The 17,246-nt window shown below is 34.4% G+C and carries 8 protein-coding genes and 1 pseudogene; 6 read left to right on the top strand and 3 right to left on the bottom strand.

The genetic code is table 11. The features are described 5' to 3' along the window. The 6 genes and pseudogenes from RAC86_RS00785 to RAC86_RS00760 form a co-directional block, all read left to right on the top strand. Positions 1 to 877, top strand: a pseudogene (locus RAC86_RS00785) (hypothetical protein); the annotation flags it as partial. Between the two features lie 32 nt (positions 878 to 909). Beyond that, positions 910 to 3,417: a regulator of G-protein signaling domain-containing protein gene (locus tag RAC86_RS00780; RefSeq protein ID WP_377885333.1), complete on the top strand. Its 2,508-nt coding sequence runs from the start codon at positions 910 to 912 to the stop codon at positions 3,415 to 3,417. An 11-nt stretch (positions 3,418 to 3,428) separates the two neighbouring features. Continuing rightward, the gene (locus RAC86_RS00775; RefSeq protein WP_236827544.1) at positions 3,429 to 4,952 is read left to right on the top strand and encodes a hypothetical protein; all 1,524 of its coding nucleotides are present in this window, start codon (positions 3,429 to 3,431) and stop codon (positions 4,950 to 4,952) included. Positions 4,953 to 5,092: 140 nt separating this feature from the next. Then, positions 5,093 to 6,904, top strand: coding sequence for a hypothetical protein (locus tag RAC86_RS00770; protein ID WP_072565884.1), 1,812 nt, complete (start codon positions 5,093 to 5,095; stop codon positions 6,902 to 6,904). Continuing rightward, positions 6,904 to 8,457, top strand: coding sequence for a hypothetical protein (locus tag RAC86_RS00765; protein WP_072565885.1), 1,554 nt, complete (start codon positions 6,904 to 6,906; stop codon positions 8,455 to 8,457). The genes RAC86_RS00770 and RAC86_RS00765 overlap by 1 nt, the downstream gene beginning before the upstream one ends. Next, positions 8,457 to 13,757 (top strand): FtsK/SpoIIIE domain-containing protein, encoded by a 5,301-nt coding sequence (locus RAC86_RS00760; protein WP_377885332.1) that lies wholly within the window; start codon positions 8,457 to 8,459, stop codon positions 13,755 to 13,757. The genes RAC86_RS00765 and RAC86_RS00760 overlap by 1 nt, the downstream gene beginning before the upstream one ends. A 578-nt stretch (positions 13,758 to 14,335) precedes the next feature. Here the strand turns inward: RAC86_RS00760 and RAC86_RS00755 are convergent. The 3 genes from RAC86_RS00755 to RAC86_RS00745 all read right to left on the bottom strand — a co-directional run bounded on the left by RAC86_RS00755 (position 14,336) and on the right by RAC86_RS00745 (position 17,172). Next, complete coding sequence (locus RAC86_RS00755; protein ID WP_377885331.1) at positions 14,336 to 14,641, bottom strand: hypothetical protein; 306 nt, start codon at positions 14,639 to 14,641, stop codon at positions 14,336 to 14,338. A 243-nt stretch (positions 14,642 to 14,884) separates the two neighbouring features. Then, on the bottom strand, positions 14,885 to 15,430 hold the full coding sequence (locus RAC86_RS00750; protein ID WP_072565888.1) for a hypothetical protein: 546 nt from the start codon (positions 15,428 to 15,430) through the stop codon (positions 14,885 to 14,887). Between the two features lie 20 nt (positions 15,431 to 15,450). Further along, positions 15,451 to 17,172, bottom strand: coding sequence for a T7SS effector LXG polymorphic toxin (locus RAC86_RS00745; protein ID WP_109491772.1), 1,722 nt, complete (start codon positions 17,170 to 17,172; stop codon positions 15,451 to 15,453). Positions 17,173 to 17,246: the final 74 nt, after the last annotated feature.

Genomic DNA, 17,246 nt, shown 5'->3' with positions numbered 1-17,246 from the left:
TCCAACTCAGTCACATGCGGAAGTATTAAAAGGTTTGCTAGATGGATTTGTTACAGATAGTAATAGGTCACACATTATTGTGGGTGCTTACGGCACCGGGAAATCGCTTATTGCAACAGTTATTAGTACAATTGTTTCCAAAAGAGCTTACTCCAAAGACATTCAAAAGTTAATAAACAAATTTAAATATTTTGATGATTATATTGCTGAACAAATTCGCAATGCAAGTAAGGTTGAAAAAAAATACTTACCTGTATTACTAACAGGAAATGAAGGTAGATTTAGACAATCCTTATTATCCAACATAATTAAAACACTCAATAAAGAAGGATTAGAGGTTGTTCTACCAGGTGTTAGCAAAAAGATATTAGAGACAATTGACAAATGGATGGTAGACTACCCTGATACTTTTTCTAGTTTTAATTCCTATCTGGATGAATATGAAAAAAACTTTGATAGCTGGCTAGATGGTATCAAAAGCCAAGATGAGGAAGAAATAAAATTCTTTTACACTGTGTTTCCATCACTAACGTCGGGTACAGCTTTTGAGGCTGGATATAACGATGCATTTCTAACACAAATGGAACACATTCTAGAGATCTTAGATAAAAATAATTTAGGACTTATTATCGTACACGATGAGTTTGGAAGATTCTTGCAAGGTATAAACAGCTCTAGTCTTAATGAAACTATGCAAGATATCCAAGACCTTGCAGAGCTAACAAACCGAACAAATTCATTGCAATTCATATTAATTACTCATAAAAGTTTAAGACAATATTTCAATGTAATGAACAAAGATGTTGCAAAAGAATTTCAAAGAATTGAAAAGAGATTTAGACAATATAATATAGTAGTGACCAAGCCACATTTTTAAAAATAGCAGAGGTAATATTAACAGAAAATTTAATGGAAAAACCAGCTGTTTCTGAAGAGCAGTTTGAGAAAGCAATCAATAACTTGAAAAAGTATCCACTTTTCCCCAGTCTAAATCCTAGTGAGAGAGAAAGGGTAATCGCAAAATCAATGTATCCTCTTCATCCGGTGGCACTTTATGTATTACCAAAACTTTCAGGTGTATTTGGACAAAATGAAAGAACATTGTTTACTTTCCTAGAGAGCGAAGAAACCGGGGGATTAATAAATCATATTTCAAAAACAGATGATTATTATCATGCTCATCAACTTTTCGATTATTTTTTCTCCGATGCTACTGAAAGTGATCTGGATAATGGTATAGCTGAACATCTTCTTCTTTATAAGAAGGCAATAGCAAGGATAGCTGATAAACTTGTGGATAAAAAGATTGCTATGAAACTTATAAAATTTATAACTACTTGGAATTTATGTGGATTACAGAAGGAGCAAAAGCTCTCAACAGAGTTCCTTGCATTTTCCATGCAAATGGATGAAGAGTATTTAGAACAAATATTAGATATCCTTTCAAAACAGAAGATAATTAGGTTTAATATTTTAGACCAATTATGGGAGATTCACTCTGGTAGTACTATAGATTTGCAAGCGAAAATCGCAAAAAAGAAATCAGAGTATGTAGTAACAAAAGCAGAAATTAAGAAAGTTCTCCAAAGGAATCTATCTAAAAAATACTATTTTGCTGAGCACTATAATGATGAAAAAGATATGACTAGATTTGCAAAAGTTGAAGTTATACTCGAATCAGATTTAGATCAGATATACTCGTTAAGAAATAATACCTTCAGCTCTGATTTAACTATATATTATGTAATCCCAGAAGAAATGGTTTCAACTAAATTAGAGAAGCAAGTCATTAAACTTTCTAGTTCTGAGAAGGATATCTTTGCAATAAACCCTAAACCATTATCCTCTATACTGTCTGAGTTGTATGATAGTAACATTATTGAAAGTATAATGACTGATAAAGAATTACTATCAGAAGATAAAGGAATTAAGGAAGAGTTAATTTTACTGTTAAAAGAAGCAAATTATGTAATTGAAAAATATTTAGCCACTCTCTCTGACTTTACAGAAGAAATGATTTGGATAACAAATAAAACTCGTAAACAAATTGTTAGCGAAATCCAATTGTCTGAGTTGTTGACAGATAAATGTAATAGTCTTTATAGTGAAACACCTCGAATCATAAATGATTCTTTTAATCGTATGAATGTATCCCCTCAGCAGAAAGCCGGGGCAAAAACTCTTATTGATGCGATTATTAAGAATCCAACAGAGGAAAGGTTTGGTATCGAGGGTAGTGGTCCTGCATATGCCATCTATGCTTCCATATTTAAAAATAATGCTAACTTTGATAAAAATGTGAACAACTTTGATTATAAAGATATTGGGTATAACCCCTATAGTAAGCTTCGTGAGAAACTGATAAAGCTACTTGATGAAAAACCAAGAGGTAATTTTGCAGATGTAGTAGATGTGTTTACAGGTAAACCTTTTGGTATTAGAAATCCTGTAATACCAATTTTACTAGTTGCAATGTTACGGGACCGGTGGAACGAATTTATGTTATATCGAAATGAGATTTTTGTACCGGGTCTAAGTGGAGATAAGCTGTATGAAATACTAGAAGAGGAAGGCGCAGAAAACTATCAATATGTCTACGAACAAATTGATGAGAAATTTATTTTGTTTTTCAATAATATTGAAAATCATTTCTCAAATCATATTGAAGAACGGCTTGAAGGAGTCAATAATTCTCGATTAATTCAAATATGTGGGACTCTTATCAAATGGTTAAGATCTTTACCACGATTTACTCAAATTTCAACATTAGTAAGCAAGGATTTTTCTTTAATTCGGGATATTATACGAAAAACTGAAGTAAAGCCTCAAGAAGCTATCTCAGAGTTATACGAACTATTTAACAATGAAAATTTCCTTGAATTATTGCGTATAAAGGAATATGCTGAAAGCTTTATAATTGAAGTTAAAGCTGATATTGTAAGAGATATTCTAAAGACGACTGGATTTACCAGTGTAGAAGACTTATTAGAATGGTCAAATAACAAACATGAGTATTTAAAGAAAACAAATGAACTTATAAAATCAATTCTTTCAGCAAATGAGAATGAGAATTGGGTTGATAGCTTCCTAGAGTCATTTACAGGGGTATTTATAGAGGATTGGTCCGATAAAACACTAGAAAAGTTTAAGCGTGAATTCAAACAAAATTATCAAGCAGTAATTGATTTCAAAGAGGTTGAAAGGAGTGAAGCGACGAACAGCTTCAAAGAAGAATCTGCTTATATTAAAATTGAAGTTAGCGATAAGACAAAAGTCATTTCGAAGGTAGACTTCTCAGTTAAAACAAGTACAGTCTATTCAAACATTGACAGGATCATTAGGAATGCAGGACGCAATATTCCAAAAGATGAGTTGGAATACATGATTTATCTACTATTAGAAAAGTATGTTGATTAGGGGTGGAAACTATGGAGGATGAACGTCAAAGTGTCCATATAGCTGTATTAGCAGGTGGTGTTACAAGTGCATATGTTGCTTTCGATATGGTTAAAAGGTTTGGTAAAGAGAATAGTAGATTAATTTTTATCGATACCTTTAATAAAGGTGCTGATGATCCAGCTTTCGAAGCAAATACTCGTTTTATGAAAGAAGTAGCTGATTATATTGGCTTACCATTAATATTTATTAAAAATGATGAGGTTGATTCACTGCATATTGAGTATTCAAATGAAGAAGAGTCTAACTCCACATTGGGCTATTCTGTAGAGGTTAAACTTAAACAGTTGCTCACCTATCTTGAAGAAGTTAGAAAAAATGAAAATCTTGAGCCTGTATTGTATTTTGGGTCTGCACCAGAAGAAATGTATAGAAACAAGAAAATATGCTTGGAAAGTATCGAAAAAGAATTGGTCAGTGTATCCGACTTACAATCTTTTTTTGAGATTGCACCATCTAAGTCTATAAAAGTACATTTCCCACTTGTGGAGCAAATGAACATAAATTTAGATGTGAAAAAAATAGTTCAAGATGAATGGGGTATAGAACTACCTCGCTCTGAGAGAAAACGTGTCTATATAGCAATGTTCTCAGGCGGTGCTGGAAGTGCTTATGTAGCGTATTATATGGTACAAGCATTTGGCAAAGAGAATTGTAAATTATTTTTTACTAATACTTTGTGGGAAGATGAAGACAATTTGAGATTTATGGATGAGGTCTCAGAATACATTGGGTTAGAAATAACAGAAATCTTGGATGGAAGAACACCAGAAGAAGTATTCTATGATTATAAATTCTTAGGGAATTCTAGACTAGCAAAATGTTCTGAAGAATTAAAGGTACGACAAACACTTATATATCTTGAAGAACTTCGTGATAATGAAAAATTAGAGCCTGTCTTATACTTTGGTATTGCGCCACATGAAAAGCATCGAAGAGACGATAGCCATGTTAGGCGTAAATTAAGTTTAGTTCGGGAAGATAGTCCAGATGCGAATATCAGAAAAGCAGCTGGGATAAGGTCATTCTATGAGCATTTCCCACTTGAGCCTATTGAATCAAGATTTCCGCTTATAGAAACACTAAGAGCTGATTTGGATGCAAAAGGTATTATTCAATATGAATGGGGAATTAAGTTACCTCGTATGTATACTGCTGCTGTTGAAAAAGCAGAAAAAGAAGGTAATACATTAGCTAAAAAGCTTGTCGAAAAAGGTATTAACGGTTTTTCACATGCGAATTGTGGCGGAAGATGTGTACGTGGTGGATTTCAACACTATGCAACTCTTTATGCAATATGGCCAGATCAGTATAAAGAGCAAGAGGAAATGGAAGAACGATTCCGTAAACATTTTGAAAAGAATGTTTCAATTTTAAAGAAAAATGGTGCCGCTTATACATTAAAACAATTCCGGGAAGATATGGATCATGAGGGTGTAGAGAAGTATTTATTCACCTCTGATGATACTATTCCTTGTGTATGCTCATTTTCATAAGAAATGTTTTAAAAAGAGTACTACTTGTAAAACAATGTTTTATAAGTAGTACTCTTTTTTGATTTTAAAAGAAATAGCTAAATAGACCAATAATTGATATAATTTCTTTAGGAAAAATGGTAAGAGATGGAGTGTGAACTATGGCGAAGGGTAATTCTAATTGGATAAGCTTTTTGAGGCAGTATGGTCCAATTCCACGTAACGACAATATGTATGATGAAACTATTCAAAGGATTATCAAAAAGAAAAAAGTAACTCCGATAAAGATAGAAATGATTTATTTGAACCAACTATTGCAAAACTTTTTTTCTGAATCACCTGTATCTGTAATATTAACAGGGACAGCTGGTGATGGAAAGACGTATTATTGCAGGGAAGTATGGAAGAAACTAGGTGGTTCAGAAGAACAGTGGGCTAAAAACAATAGAAGAAACGAGCTACTTTTAAACGGAAAAAGAATTATTTTTATTAAGGATTTAAGTGAATTGTCTTCTGATGATAAAGAAGAACTTATTCTGATGGCAGACTCTATCGCCGGGCTAGAAAATAAAATTGTTTTCCTTATTGCTGCTAATGATGGACAATTGTTAGATTCGTGGAAGAGTATTCGCCAAACGGATAATGTTATTATTGCAAGGAAGCTAATAGAGGATTTGCTTATTAGCGGTAAAAGACAAAAAGAGGATCAAAACCTATGGCTTTATAATCTTAGTCATACGAATTCAGCACACTTATTTCCAAAGGTTATTAATGAAGTATTACACAATCCCGGTTGGGAAGAGTGTAGTAATTGTTCTTTCAGTACGGGAGAGCAAATTTGTCCAATTATTGAAAACAAAAAAAGATTGGAAAGTGAAAATAGCCTAATTGTAAAGAGATTAACTGATCTTTTAACTCTTTGTGAAGTAAATGAACTGCATCTCCCGCTAAGACAGCTACTTTTGTTAATAGCAAACATGCTCTTAGGTCACCCGGATGTTAAGGATAGATTACTAAAGTGTAGTGATATTCCAAAAGTTATAGAGAAAGATAAAGTCCACTTAGCTAGCATATACCGAAACATATTTGGGGAAAATCTTCAGGATAGAAAAAGGGATACAATAGATGTCTTTAATATGCTTAATAAGTTCGGTATTGGATCTGAAACTAATGGAATAATAGATAATATTCTAATATATGGAGAAGATGATAAAAAATATAGAGAACTATATGAAAAGCTTGTAATAACGGATACTATATACGGTGCTGATAAGAAATTTATATCTGAAAAGAAAGCATACTTAGAAGGTGAAAATCTAGACAAAAACAAGTTCTTAGATTTACTTAAGTCTCAACGACAAAGGCTATTTTTTGTTATACCACCTGAAATAGAAGAGGAATTAATGATTTGGAGATTAACAACATTTCAATTTGCCGGTGAGTTTTTAAAAGAAGTATATAGACCACTTCATGAGGAAAAAAGAGTTAATTCTCAATATATAAGTAGAATGGCGAAAGGTCTAAATAGAATCACTACTGGTCTCTTAGTAGAAGATAAGGATCGTTTGATCTTATCTACTTCAGGAAATCACTCTCAAGCAAAAATTAGTAGAATTCTTGAAGAGTTCATATCTGTTAAACCAAATAGAGGCGAATATGTGAAGTTCGAATTAGACAAAGAGAATTCCAAAGTATATCTGGCTGTTGGATTTTCTAATGATCTTCCACCAGTTCGCCTACACCTACAATTAGTTAGATATGAATTTATATCGCGAGTAGCGGAAGGAGCATTACCGGGTAGTTTTTCAAGAGAGTGTTATGAAGATATTCTTGCTTACAAGAGTAAGTTATTAAAAAGACTAGCAGAAAGAAGAAAAACTGAAGATGATGCTTATGAAAATATATCAGCACTTAAATTATTGAAGATTAACGAAAAAGGGCTAGTGGAACACAAATCGTTGGAGGTGTTTTAATGATTTCAATCCTACCACGGAATTATTCTTATAATAATTTGGATTTTTGGGTTGATGAAGCCATTTGGGGACATAGATTGTATGATGAACAAACACCTTGGCTATGTTTTATGGAATTTTTAGGTGTCCTTAGTTCCGAGTATCAAAAAGGAACAGCGTTTGTTGAGAATACATTCAACTCATTAAGCTATAGTCCGTACTCACGAATTTATTTAAGAAATTTGTTATTTAACAATCCATATATCGAGGTCGTTTATAGAGACTACGAAAACCATAAAGATGGTAAAAAAGCATGGAATGATTGGATTCAAATAGCTGAACAAAAATTTGCTGGCCTAGGGTCTCTTCCTGATTTCAGGTATTTACAGTCAAACTTTGACGATTTTGAGGATTTCTATGAAGCAATTAAGTTTTTACAGAGTAACACAATCGAAGGTGAGAACAATAAACGGTGGAGTTCACAGTTTATTTTCCCATATGGAAAAGAGTGTCTGTATGAGGATTTGAGAATAAATGGGGATAAAGTTCAAAATGATAGAAGGTTTTTTGGCAGAACAGGAGAGATTTTATATTTAATGCTTTCAAGATCTGGCCGAGGGGAGCAGTTATTGCCTTTCCTTGAGGCAAATATCTTAAATTCTTCTTCTGTATTCAATCGCCTTGCAAAAAAGTTACAGCCAGACGCTGGCTTTGAGAACTCGATAAAAGAGCTAAAGGGAACTTACTTACCATACGAGAACCTAGATGATTTTCAAAACTTGGCTGATGATTGGTTAAATATTTTCACTTGTGAAATTCCACCTTATGATACACTGCCTCATTTAGTTAATATCACGGGTTTGCATATGATACTATATTTTCTTAATCGATCTAAGGGAGTACTAAATCAAAACAAAAAATCAAAATTTATACTTGAAATAATGGCTCCGAAAAAGACGATTATTCGTGACTTGGCCTCAGATTCATATATAAATAATAATAACCTTTCAAGGCAAGCAATTGAGCGACATATCCTTAGTATTAAGGAAACGAATGATTGGAAAGGAATTTCTATGTCTGGTGACCCATTATATGCTGCTCAAAAATTGATGCAGAACAAATTCTTTTGGCCATCTAATGATGAAGACTTATCTATGTATGACAGTCCAGAGGATTTATTAAATGAATTAGTCGATAAAGCAATCATGCGACACAAACAACACGTAAATAATTTTCATAGAGTTTGGGGTAAAGAAATAGGTCTTTCTTCGAGTAGAAATAGCCAAAGAACTAGGTATGCACCCACGGATAGCCTCTTTAAATCTTTAGTTCTTACAAATGTACCAAAAAGAATGGAATTTCAAGAATTTCTTGCTAAACTGTATGTAAAATATGGCTTTATCATTGGAGATAAACAAGCAATAGATATAACTGCTTCAGGGCAAGCAGATTTAGAAGCATTTTCAGAGAATGCTCTAAGATTAGAGCAGCGATTATCAAGTATGGGCTTATTAAGAAGACTTTCAGATGCTTGTGCTTATGTTGAAAACCCATTTGCAAGGGATGGAGATTGATGAATCAGTTAAAATTAATTGGTAAAGTTGCAGTAGAGTACTTGAAAATTAACATAGGAGCAGAACAAGACGATGGTATAGCTAGATTTTTATTGGACAGGTTATCAAGTTCACAAGTGTCAGTGATATGTAAGGAAATACTTGAAGACGATTCTTTATGTGGAATTGTAGATATCAAAATACCTGTAGAACTAGATACAGGTGAAGGACTGCCAAAGAACATTTTTACTCCAAAAAGAACTACTAACCTACGGCACACTTACACTGATAAACCAGTATTATTACTAGCCAACAACAATGATGATCAAGGCCCTTCTCTAAAAAACATCTTTAAAATTGGGGCAAATGACCTTAAAGACAATACTAAAATTTGGGTGAAAATTGCTGCTAGCGACATTACAGCTATAAATGGAAGTGAAAGGCTTCTTAATATATGGGAAAAGGCTTTAAAAGGCTTACTTAACACAACTGATTGTAGCCTTGAGATGTTTAGTAAATATGTTTCCAATACTAGGAATAAGATAATTGAAGACGGTGTAACTCTAATAGAAGCATTAGGATGGGCTTTACCAGCTTTGAAGTTTCCTAGAGATTCAGGAGTTTTTTATTCTATTCCTGATAACAGACAAACTTATAAAAAGAACTGGGAAAAAGTATATAAAGAATTAAAAGAGAAAAGAAGTTATTTCTTATACAAACTAACACCATCAAGAGATGTAATAGAAAATGAACAATTAAGAAACTCATTCGATGAAGTAAAAGAGTATATTCCAGAATTTGTTCATTTCGCTATTTTGGACTTTATTTCCTCAAAGCCAGCTTGGACTGCAGAGTCCGAGATCTTATCTCAGTTTGAGTGGGAAAGTGATGGTATTAGTTCATTTTTTTCCGGTATAAAGCTGGCAAAAAAGAGTAGTCTTGCAGAAGAAACAAAACAACTTCTAGAAGATGAATTCTCTGATCTGATTACAGACGAAGATTATGCCTACTTGGATCTACTTGAAAAAAGAAAGGCTAAAGAATCGAATGAAGAAGATATAGCATTTTACGATAAGCACAGGCATCAAATAGACATTGATAAAAAATTAAAGGCTAAATGGGATAAGTTTATCTATGGAAAACCAATAGAATGTAGTGACTTCCTTGTAGGACTATTACGTGCTATTGAAAGGTTACTTGCCCAGTCCGAAGGCTCTAAGGGAAGAAGAGTTATCAAAGTAAAGACTCAAAAGAGAGATAAAAAAAGTGCTTGGTTAAATCTAAATACCGATTTGGGTCTATATTTTAGCACAAGATATAAGGGTTTGCCGGAATTAACGGCTCCTTACATTGAATGGGATACGTTCTGGTTATTTAGGTACGACGAGTTTATTGAAATTGAGCAAAAAAGGTTAAAGTCAAAGTACAGTAAAAATAATTCTGTTTCAAAGGGTTCGAGGCAGATTAAGTTTTATATTGAGCTATATTATGAGGATGATCATGGAATCGAGCAACACTGTAAAGTTCAACTAGTTTGGGAAGGTAATGTTAATAATGTAGGGATGGAGCTGTATAGTGACTTAGATCGGTTGGTAAACAAGCTTAAAAATCCATTCCAATTAACCAGTGTTTCGAAAAATCCCATAAGTAAGAAGGGTAAACTCCAGGGAATATCACTCGGCGACGTGTATACGCTCCAGGCCGTTTATAGACAAAATAGGGGTTCTTTTGTAAATATATATGATAGGACAAGAGATATACAAAATGAGTTTTTAAGTGAACTCCAAATAGCTAAGGATGAATCTCGTATTAATACAGATGGATACAATGAGATTTTGAGTTCTTGGGAAGAATTTTCAGGATCATATAAGACTGCATTAAATGAATGGCTAGAAAGTGGTCTTATTTCTCAAAATCAAATACGCCAATCCGAGCTTTACGGAAAGTTAATCACTTCATTGATGAAGAATGCCAAAGGAGACATCAACAGACTTAAGTTATGGTATCCGATTATGAGAATTGGAGTTGTTGAGGTAAAGGACACCAAACCTTTAGCCATCCTTCCCCCTTGGCACCCAATGAGAATGGCAGGTCTAGCGGTAAAAATGCAACAATTGAGAGATGTTATTTTCAATCTCTTAACAACAGAGAACTTAGAGTTCGGAGATGCAAAGCTATTTTTTGATGAGTTGGAAGCAGATATTGAGCATCCATATTATCCAGAAATTTGTTTGGGATTTCAAGGCGAAGAACTACCAGAAGTTTTAACTTTAACTGATAGTGTAAATGATTATAGTTTAATGGAAATGCCAATAATTAAAACAATTTATCAAGAGACAAATGAGGATCCTCGAAAAGCAAGTGCAAAGTTAGCTAATTTACTAGATAGATATTTGGAACTACAGCCCCACGAAGGAGCTAATTTAGGAGTAGTGCTCTATAACTCAGATTCAACAAGATTGCCTTTAGCAATCGTAGACTCGATTTCTAAATTGAATGACAAGAACGATAACATTAGGTGTCAAGTAGTACTAAGACATAGAGATACAAATAAGTTGAATAATATTTATTCAAAGATGGTTGAAGGAACAGATGCAGATCCCGATAATTTTGTTGCTAGTGAGGTCACAAGTGACTTTATGGCTAAATTAAGGATTGGGGTAATGGCTCATCAATCATCAGTCTCCGAAAGCGAAGAAGGTAAGCCATACGATGTGGTGTTCCTTCAGGATGTAATATCAAGGCACGCAATGTTTGAGTGGATCAAAGTTGAAGTTTCTGCCCCTGTAGAAAATGTTATTAGACATTTTCCTGCAAGATGGTCACGTCGTCGTCCTGCGGCAAAAGATGAGTTGAAGTCAATAACCTACCTTGTTTGCCCTAATCAGACTATGGAAGGTTGGGAGTATTTAAAGTTTATTAAGAGCATTACAAAAGCTAGCGATGAAGATAATGCGGAGTACTTCCTACCTTCGAGACAGATTACCTTTCAGAACAAGGAAACAAAAAATATATTTGATGAATCTCATAAACTAGGTGAGTGGGTTGCAAATTATGATGAGTTGTTAGATCGACGGCTATTAAAGAGCCAAGGTGTGAATGTAATAAAGTATCAGCATAACAAAACTAATGGTCCTAATTTGGTCGTTTCGACTACAACGTCTCTACGCTTACTCAGGATAATACTTAAAAGGAAGCTAAAATCACTAAATTTAGGAATTGGTGATACCGATATTGAGACACTAGCTGATTATTTTATCCAAGAAGCGAATGAGCTATCGGGAGATATTGTTTTAAGGGCAGCTAAATTAGGGAGGTATGCTAGTGAATTAATGGGTGTAGTGTTAAGTAAATTAATTACGAAGGAAGAAATGCATGACCCTAATAATATAGGCTGGTACTTCCTCGATGATTATGCAAGTTGGTTAGGGAAGAGTGAGGAACAAATTGCAGATATTATGGCAATTAGTCCGTTTGAAAAAGATGGAAATTTATTTTTGCAAATAATAGTGACAGAGGCTAAGTTTGTTGATATTAAAGGCTTGTCAAATTCTAAAAAGGTCTCAAAGAAGCAACTTGTAGATACAGTTTCTAGAATTAACAATGCACTTTTTGAAGTGCCAGCTAGGTTAGACAGAGATATATGGCTTTCTAAAATCAGTGATCTGCTAGTCGAAGGAACCATTTATATGCAAAACTCATCAATTTCAATTGAGAAATGGCGAGAGTTAATTCGATCCGGCAAGGTTGAAATTGAGGTTAAGGGATATTCTCATGTTTTTGTACCAACCTATGATGGTTCAGAAAGTTTAGAGAGTGAACAGATAAAGATAAGCGAACTTAGTCACGGATATCAGGAAATTTTCTCAAGAGACTCGGTTAGAGAGTTATTGTTATCAATTTTAAACAAACAAAATCTCTACTCTGTAAGATCTAAGTTCGCAAATGAAGTAACTTGGAACAAGCTTAATACTATGCTTCCAAGTGAACAAACAGTAAATGCTAGTGTTGTACCAACTGACATTGAAGTAGTAGACAGTGACTTAGGTCAACAACGTAATTATGAAGCAACATTATCAGAAAATACAGGTGTTAGTGTTGAGGGAAGCAATCCAACAACAAGACCTTTGTTACTGTCAAATGCGATGTATCAAAATCAAGAATTTAATGAATGGGTATTTAACAACTCGAAACAAAATGCAGATACTGATAATGATCGAACTTGGTTAACGAGAGTTGTAAATTCATTAAGGGCTGCGTTGGCGACTTATAATCTACAATGTAAAGTTCTAGAGTCAAGGTTAACTCCTAATGCAGCTATCGTAAAACTTAAAGGGTCAGATCGACTTAGAGTAGAGGATATAGAGAAAAAGAAATCTCAGCTTCTTACTACACATGCTTTAAATATTATTAATGTTCTTCCACAGCCGGGAGAGATTGTGGTATTCATTGAGAGACCAGAAAGACAAACGATACCCTTAGCCACTGTTTGGAGTTCACGCAAAATTAAGGAAGAAAATTTAAAAACGAATTTAAATTTTGTAATAGGTGTTAAAGAGGTAGATGGTGAATTGCTTTATTTAAACCTTGGTGGACCTTTCGGTGGGCTAGAACAACATGCCCCTCATACTCTCATTGCGGGAGAGACTGGAAGTGGTAAATCGGTCTTAATACAAACAATAATCTTGGATATTTGTGCAACGAATACGGTTGAATCTGCAAAAATATATTTGATTGATCCTAAATATGGAGTTGACTATCAGGGGCTAGAAGACCTTCCACATTTAGCCGAAGGAATTGTTATCGATCAAGATAGGGCCTCAAAAATACTAGAGAATTTAGTGAATGAAATGGAATCTAGATATTTAAGGTTCAGAGAGCATAAAGTTCCTAATCTTAAAGAGTATAACTCAAGAGTATCTGATTCGGATAAGCTCCCATTTATCTATCTAATACATGATGAGTTTGCTGATTGGATGCTCATTGATGAGTACAAAAACACTGTATTTTCTACTGTTCAAAGGTTAGGCGTAAAGGCAAGGGCAGCAGGAATTCATTTAATATTTGCTGCACAAAGACCAGATAAGGATGCTCTACCTGTACAGTTAAGAGACAATTTGGGAAATAGATTGATACTCAAAGTTGGTAGTACAGGAACATCAGAAATTGCACTAGGGGAAAAAGGAGCTGAAAACCTATTAGGTAGGGGGCATCTGGTAGCGAGATTATCTGGGGAGCCCAATTTAATCTTTGCTCAAGTTCCATATATATCGAGTGAAGAGATATTCCGTGTATGTCAAATTATTAATAAATCAGTCTAATGGACTATAAGAAGGGGGGTGAGTATTCGTATCTCATCTTCTTTCTTATGTTTAAAATTAATCGAGATAAACATCATAATTATTTTTATATTAACTGCTATAGATTCATATGGGTGTAATATATTATTGAGAAATCATTGTAATACTTATCATTATAGAAGAATTGATTATCTCCTTTAAGTCGTACAAATTATACCTGTAAACTTATTTTTCTGAGTAGAAGATATTTTCTCCGTCTCTATTAGTTTTTTACTAATTATCTGATGGACTGAGTAAAGGCCATGAGTTTTATAAATGTGATGCGCTTAAGAAGAAGGTGCATGTAAACAAAAATAATAGTAGTATTCAACGAGTTTCTCCATCCCAACGTGTGGAGACGAAATCGGCCCAAACTTCTCACCCTTCCTCTTCTCACTAATTATGTAAATTTTATCAATACTCAAATTTAATAGGAAGGGGTTGAGCGACCGCAAAATAAATTTTCGGTACAGTCCGCAAAAGGGAGTTTTGGTGTTTTGCATTATACTTGGTTTTGTGGAGGTAGTACAATCTCAATTTTGAACTTTGGATTGCGGTTATTACGACTGAGCAGTTTCGTCGTACTCTTTTAGCAGTTTTTCTGTCTTATGCATTTCTTTGAGCATAGGATTCATGTAGTCGTTAGCTGATTCCAGATATGCTCTTGTCAGAGTATCTAGTTTATTTTTAACTTTACAGCAGTCTTCTTCGAATTGTTCCTCTGTTGAATGTTGGATAAATTCTTTTGCCTCTTCATATCTTTCTAATATGTTTTTCTTCATTGGAGTTGGATTCTTTTGATTTATTGTTTTTATTACTGTGATTGTTAAATTTATTTGTTTTATTAATTCTTTTCTTACTGTCAAAATGTTGCTCCTTTTATAAAGTGAGATGAGATAAATTTAAAACCCTCAAATAAGAGGGCTTTAGATTTATTAAGCAGAGGTGAAAGGATACCAATCTTTACTACATTAAATTTTGAATTCATTTTCATCAAACCAAATTCAAATGGAATCAGAGTTCTGGTATCATTTCGTTAACGGTTTCAGCTATGCTTCTATATGATGCATTTAATTCATTTTCCAAAAAAGACTCATCCTCCGGCATTGCTACTCTGGACAAAGCTCTAGCAAATCATGAAATAATGCCAGTTCTACCGTGACTTGGGGACCGAATAAAGGCGCTGTTTTTATATCAAGATCACAAATGACTTCATTCATTTCTTGATAATCTAGAGCATTGTATCCCATTTGTTTCAAAGTTTGGTTCACTTTTGCATCAAATTCCTGTTGAGGCATAGAGTACGTTTGTGTACTAAAACCATCTAGGATTGGGGTTGTTCTCTTTGGATCAATGTTTTCTAACTCAAATTCATGTTGTATGTAAAAGATAGGAGCCAACTTAGAAATCATTAGTTTGCTGCTATAGCTTATATTAAAATCATTTTTTACAAATGGTTCAAATTCAAATCTAAATGTAGCAGAAGGCCAAATTTCATCCTCATTTGTATTTTCATAACTTATTTTTTCTGTTTTTAAATAAGACTTTAATGAGTCAGAGAGGATAATTTCTTGTTTACATAAAGATAGATACTCTTCTTGTGTAGACTCTTTATTGTAGAATTTATTAATAGCATCAGCAATCAATTTATCCATAAGGGTACCTCCCAAAATATCTATTTTATTCTTAAATCATGTCCGCCTGATTTGTCCGCTTCTTTAGTAGGATTAAGGTTAAAATCGACTTCCCCTTGATGTTTCCCTCTTTTATTTAGGATTTCAAAGCGTCCATGTTGTGTATCTAAAGCATAATATGTTTTACTTTTTGAATCGTAGTATACATCTCGTTTATTAATTGTGGATAGTTTAGAATCTTTTTTCCAGCCATTCTGTTTAGCAATCGGGGCGGCGGTTTCTCTTATAAAAGCAATTTTTTCATTGATGTTCATGCTATACATTTTCTTTTCAAAAGATGTAACATCAAAAGTACTACTGTTCGAAGGTGATTTCCCACTATTTGATTGAAATAATACACTTTCTTTTTTTGATACATCTCTAAGAAGTTCAGTATTTAGAACGTTATGAACATCTTGTATTTTTTGTAAGTCATCCGCGAAAGCAAATTGATTTGTTCTATTAGAAAGCATGTTACTGAACATTTCTGATGTAGTAACAAGTGCTTCACTGCCTTTTGTAATAGTTTTTTGAGCTGTGAGTGTTCCTAGCTTTCCAACTTTATCAATACCTTTTGTTCCAATAAGTGATGTTACGACGGTGGCCAACGAATAGGTGATCCAACGTGATCTTGACTCTGCGTCTCCGTTTACCATATCACGCTTCCATGAATCGGATAACGATGCCCATATATTAATTCCCGTAAACGTAACTGTTGCGAGTTGCTGGGTGGGAGAGGAGTTTAAAAATTTGTATACACTGTTAATTGTCTCTGGTGCATGTAAAATCATATCCTTCACACCAAGAGCAGTGTCTTTTCCAAAGTTGTATAATCCCTCACCAATTCCTTTTAAAATTTTAGCTTCCTGCTTAGCCGTTTCTAATTGTATCACATACTGTTGTTGATAAGGCTCAAGGTCCTCATACCCAATCTTCTTCGCAATTTCTAAATATTCATCCGGGTCAGACACACCATCCGCAAGCTTTTTCTTTAAGTCTTTGATCTCTCGTTCCTTCGCTTCCTCTTCCTTAATCTTCAAGTAAGCCTCAGTCCGCTTTTCAATGTCGCCTTTTTTCTTATGTATGTCGCTCTCACGGTACGCCTTGGCGTTGTAGTGGATGGGTGTGGCGTTTTTGCCTTTGCCTGTTGCTTCTTGGAGCTTTTGGAAGTCGGACTTGATGAATTGTTCGTTTGGTTCTGACAGGGCGTATTCTGTCTTCAGGTCTTCGTCCAAGGCGTCCAATTTTTCCAGTGTTTTTTTGCGTTTGTCGTTGGCATCGGCCAGCTCGTCTTTGAAGGTTTCTGTTGAAAACAGGTCGAGCGGGAGGATGGCGTTGATATCGTGCAGGATGTCTTTCATCGCTTTTTTCTGTTCGGACATGATGGATTTTGATTTTTTATGGGCATTTGCCAGTTCGTGCTCCAGGAAGGACTCTTCGATGTATGAGTCTGAGAGGCCTTTGTCCTCGGCGGCTCCGGCGATGCTGTTGAAAAATGCGATTTTCATGTCGATGTAGTCGATCCATTGGTCGGTGACACCGACGTGGTCGTGATAGAAGGCTTTGATGTTGCTGGCGCCTTTTCCTGAGAATTCGCTGTCGCTAAGATCGGCAACGCTTTTTAATGCTTTTCTCAAGTTAACCATTTGCGTTCTTAGTTCTTTATACTCTTTCGCGCGGTCTGTTGCTTCAGAAAGCAGTGTTTTCGCTTCAAGTACTTTCATGACCATTTCCCTTCTTTTGTTCGCTCAATATCAAAATTTTACCACGGAGCGGGATCAGGGTGGGTGTAAGAACG

It is taken from the genome of Bacillus sp. LR_5 (assembly GCF_042709275.1).
The sequence above is the reverse complement of the archived record's forward strand: the minus strand, read 5'-3'. Positions and strand labels throughout refer to the sequence as shown.

Bases quoted from the DNA above. Each gene is read 5' to 3' on its own strand.
- RAC86_RS00780 (WP_377885333.1), top strand. From the start codon at position 910: ATGGAAAAACCAGCTGTTTCTGAAGAGCAGTTTGAGAAAGCAATCAAT.
- RAC86_RS00775 (WP_236827544.1), top strand. From the start codon at position 3,429: ATGGAGGATGAACGTCAAAGTGTCCATATAGCTGTATTAGCAGGTGGT.
- RAC86_RS00770 (WP_072565884.1), top strand. From the start codon at position 5,093: ATGGCGAAGGGTAATTCTAATTGGATAAGCTTTTTGAGGCAGTATGGT.
- RAC86_RS00765 (WP_072565885.1), top strand. From the start codon at position 6,904: ATGATTTCAATCCTACCACGGAATTATTCTTATAATAATTTGGATTTT.
- RAC86_RS00760 (WP_377885332.1), top strand. From the start codon at position 8,457: ATGAATCAGTTAAAATTAATTGGTAAAGTTGCAGTAGAGTACTTGAAA.
- RAC86_RS00750 (WP_072565888.1), bottom strand. From the start codon at position 15,430: ATGGATAAATTGATTGCTGATGCTATTAATAAATTCTACAATAAAGAG.
- RAC86_RS00745 (WP_109491772.1), bottom strand. From the start codon at position 17,172: ATGAAAGTACTTGAAGCGAAAACACTGCTTTCTGAAGCAACAGACCGC.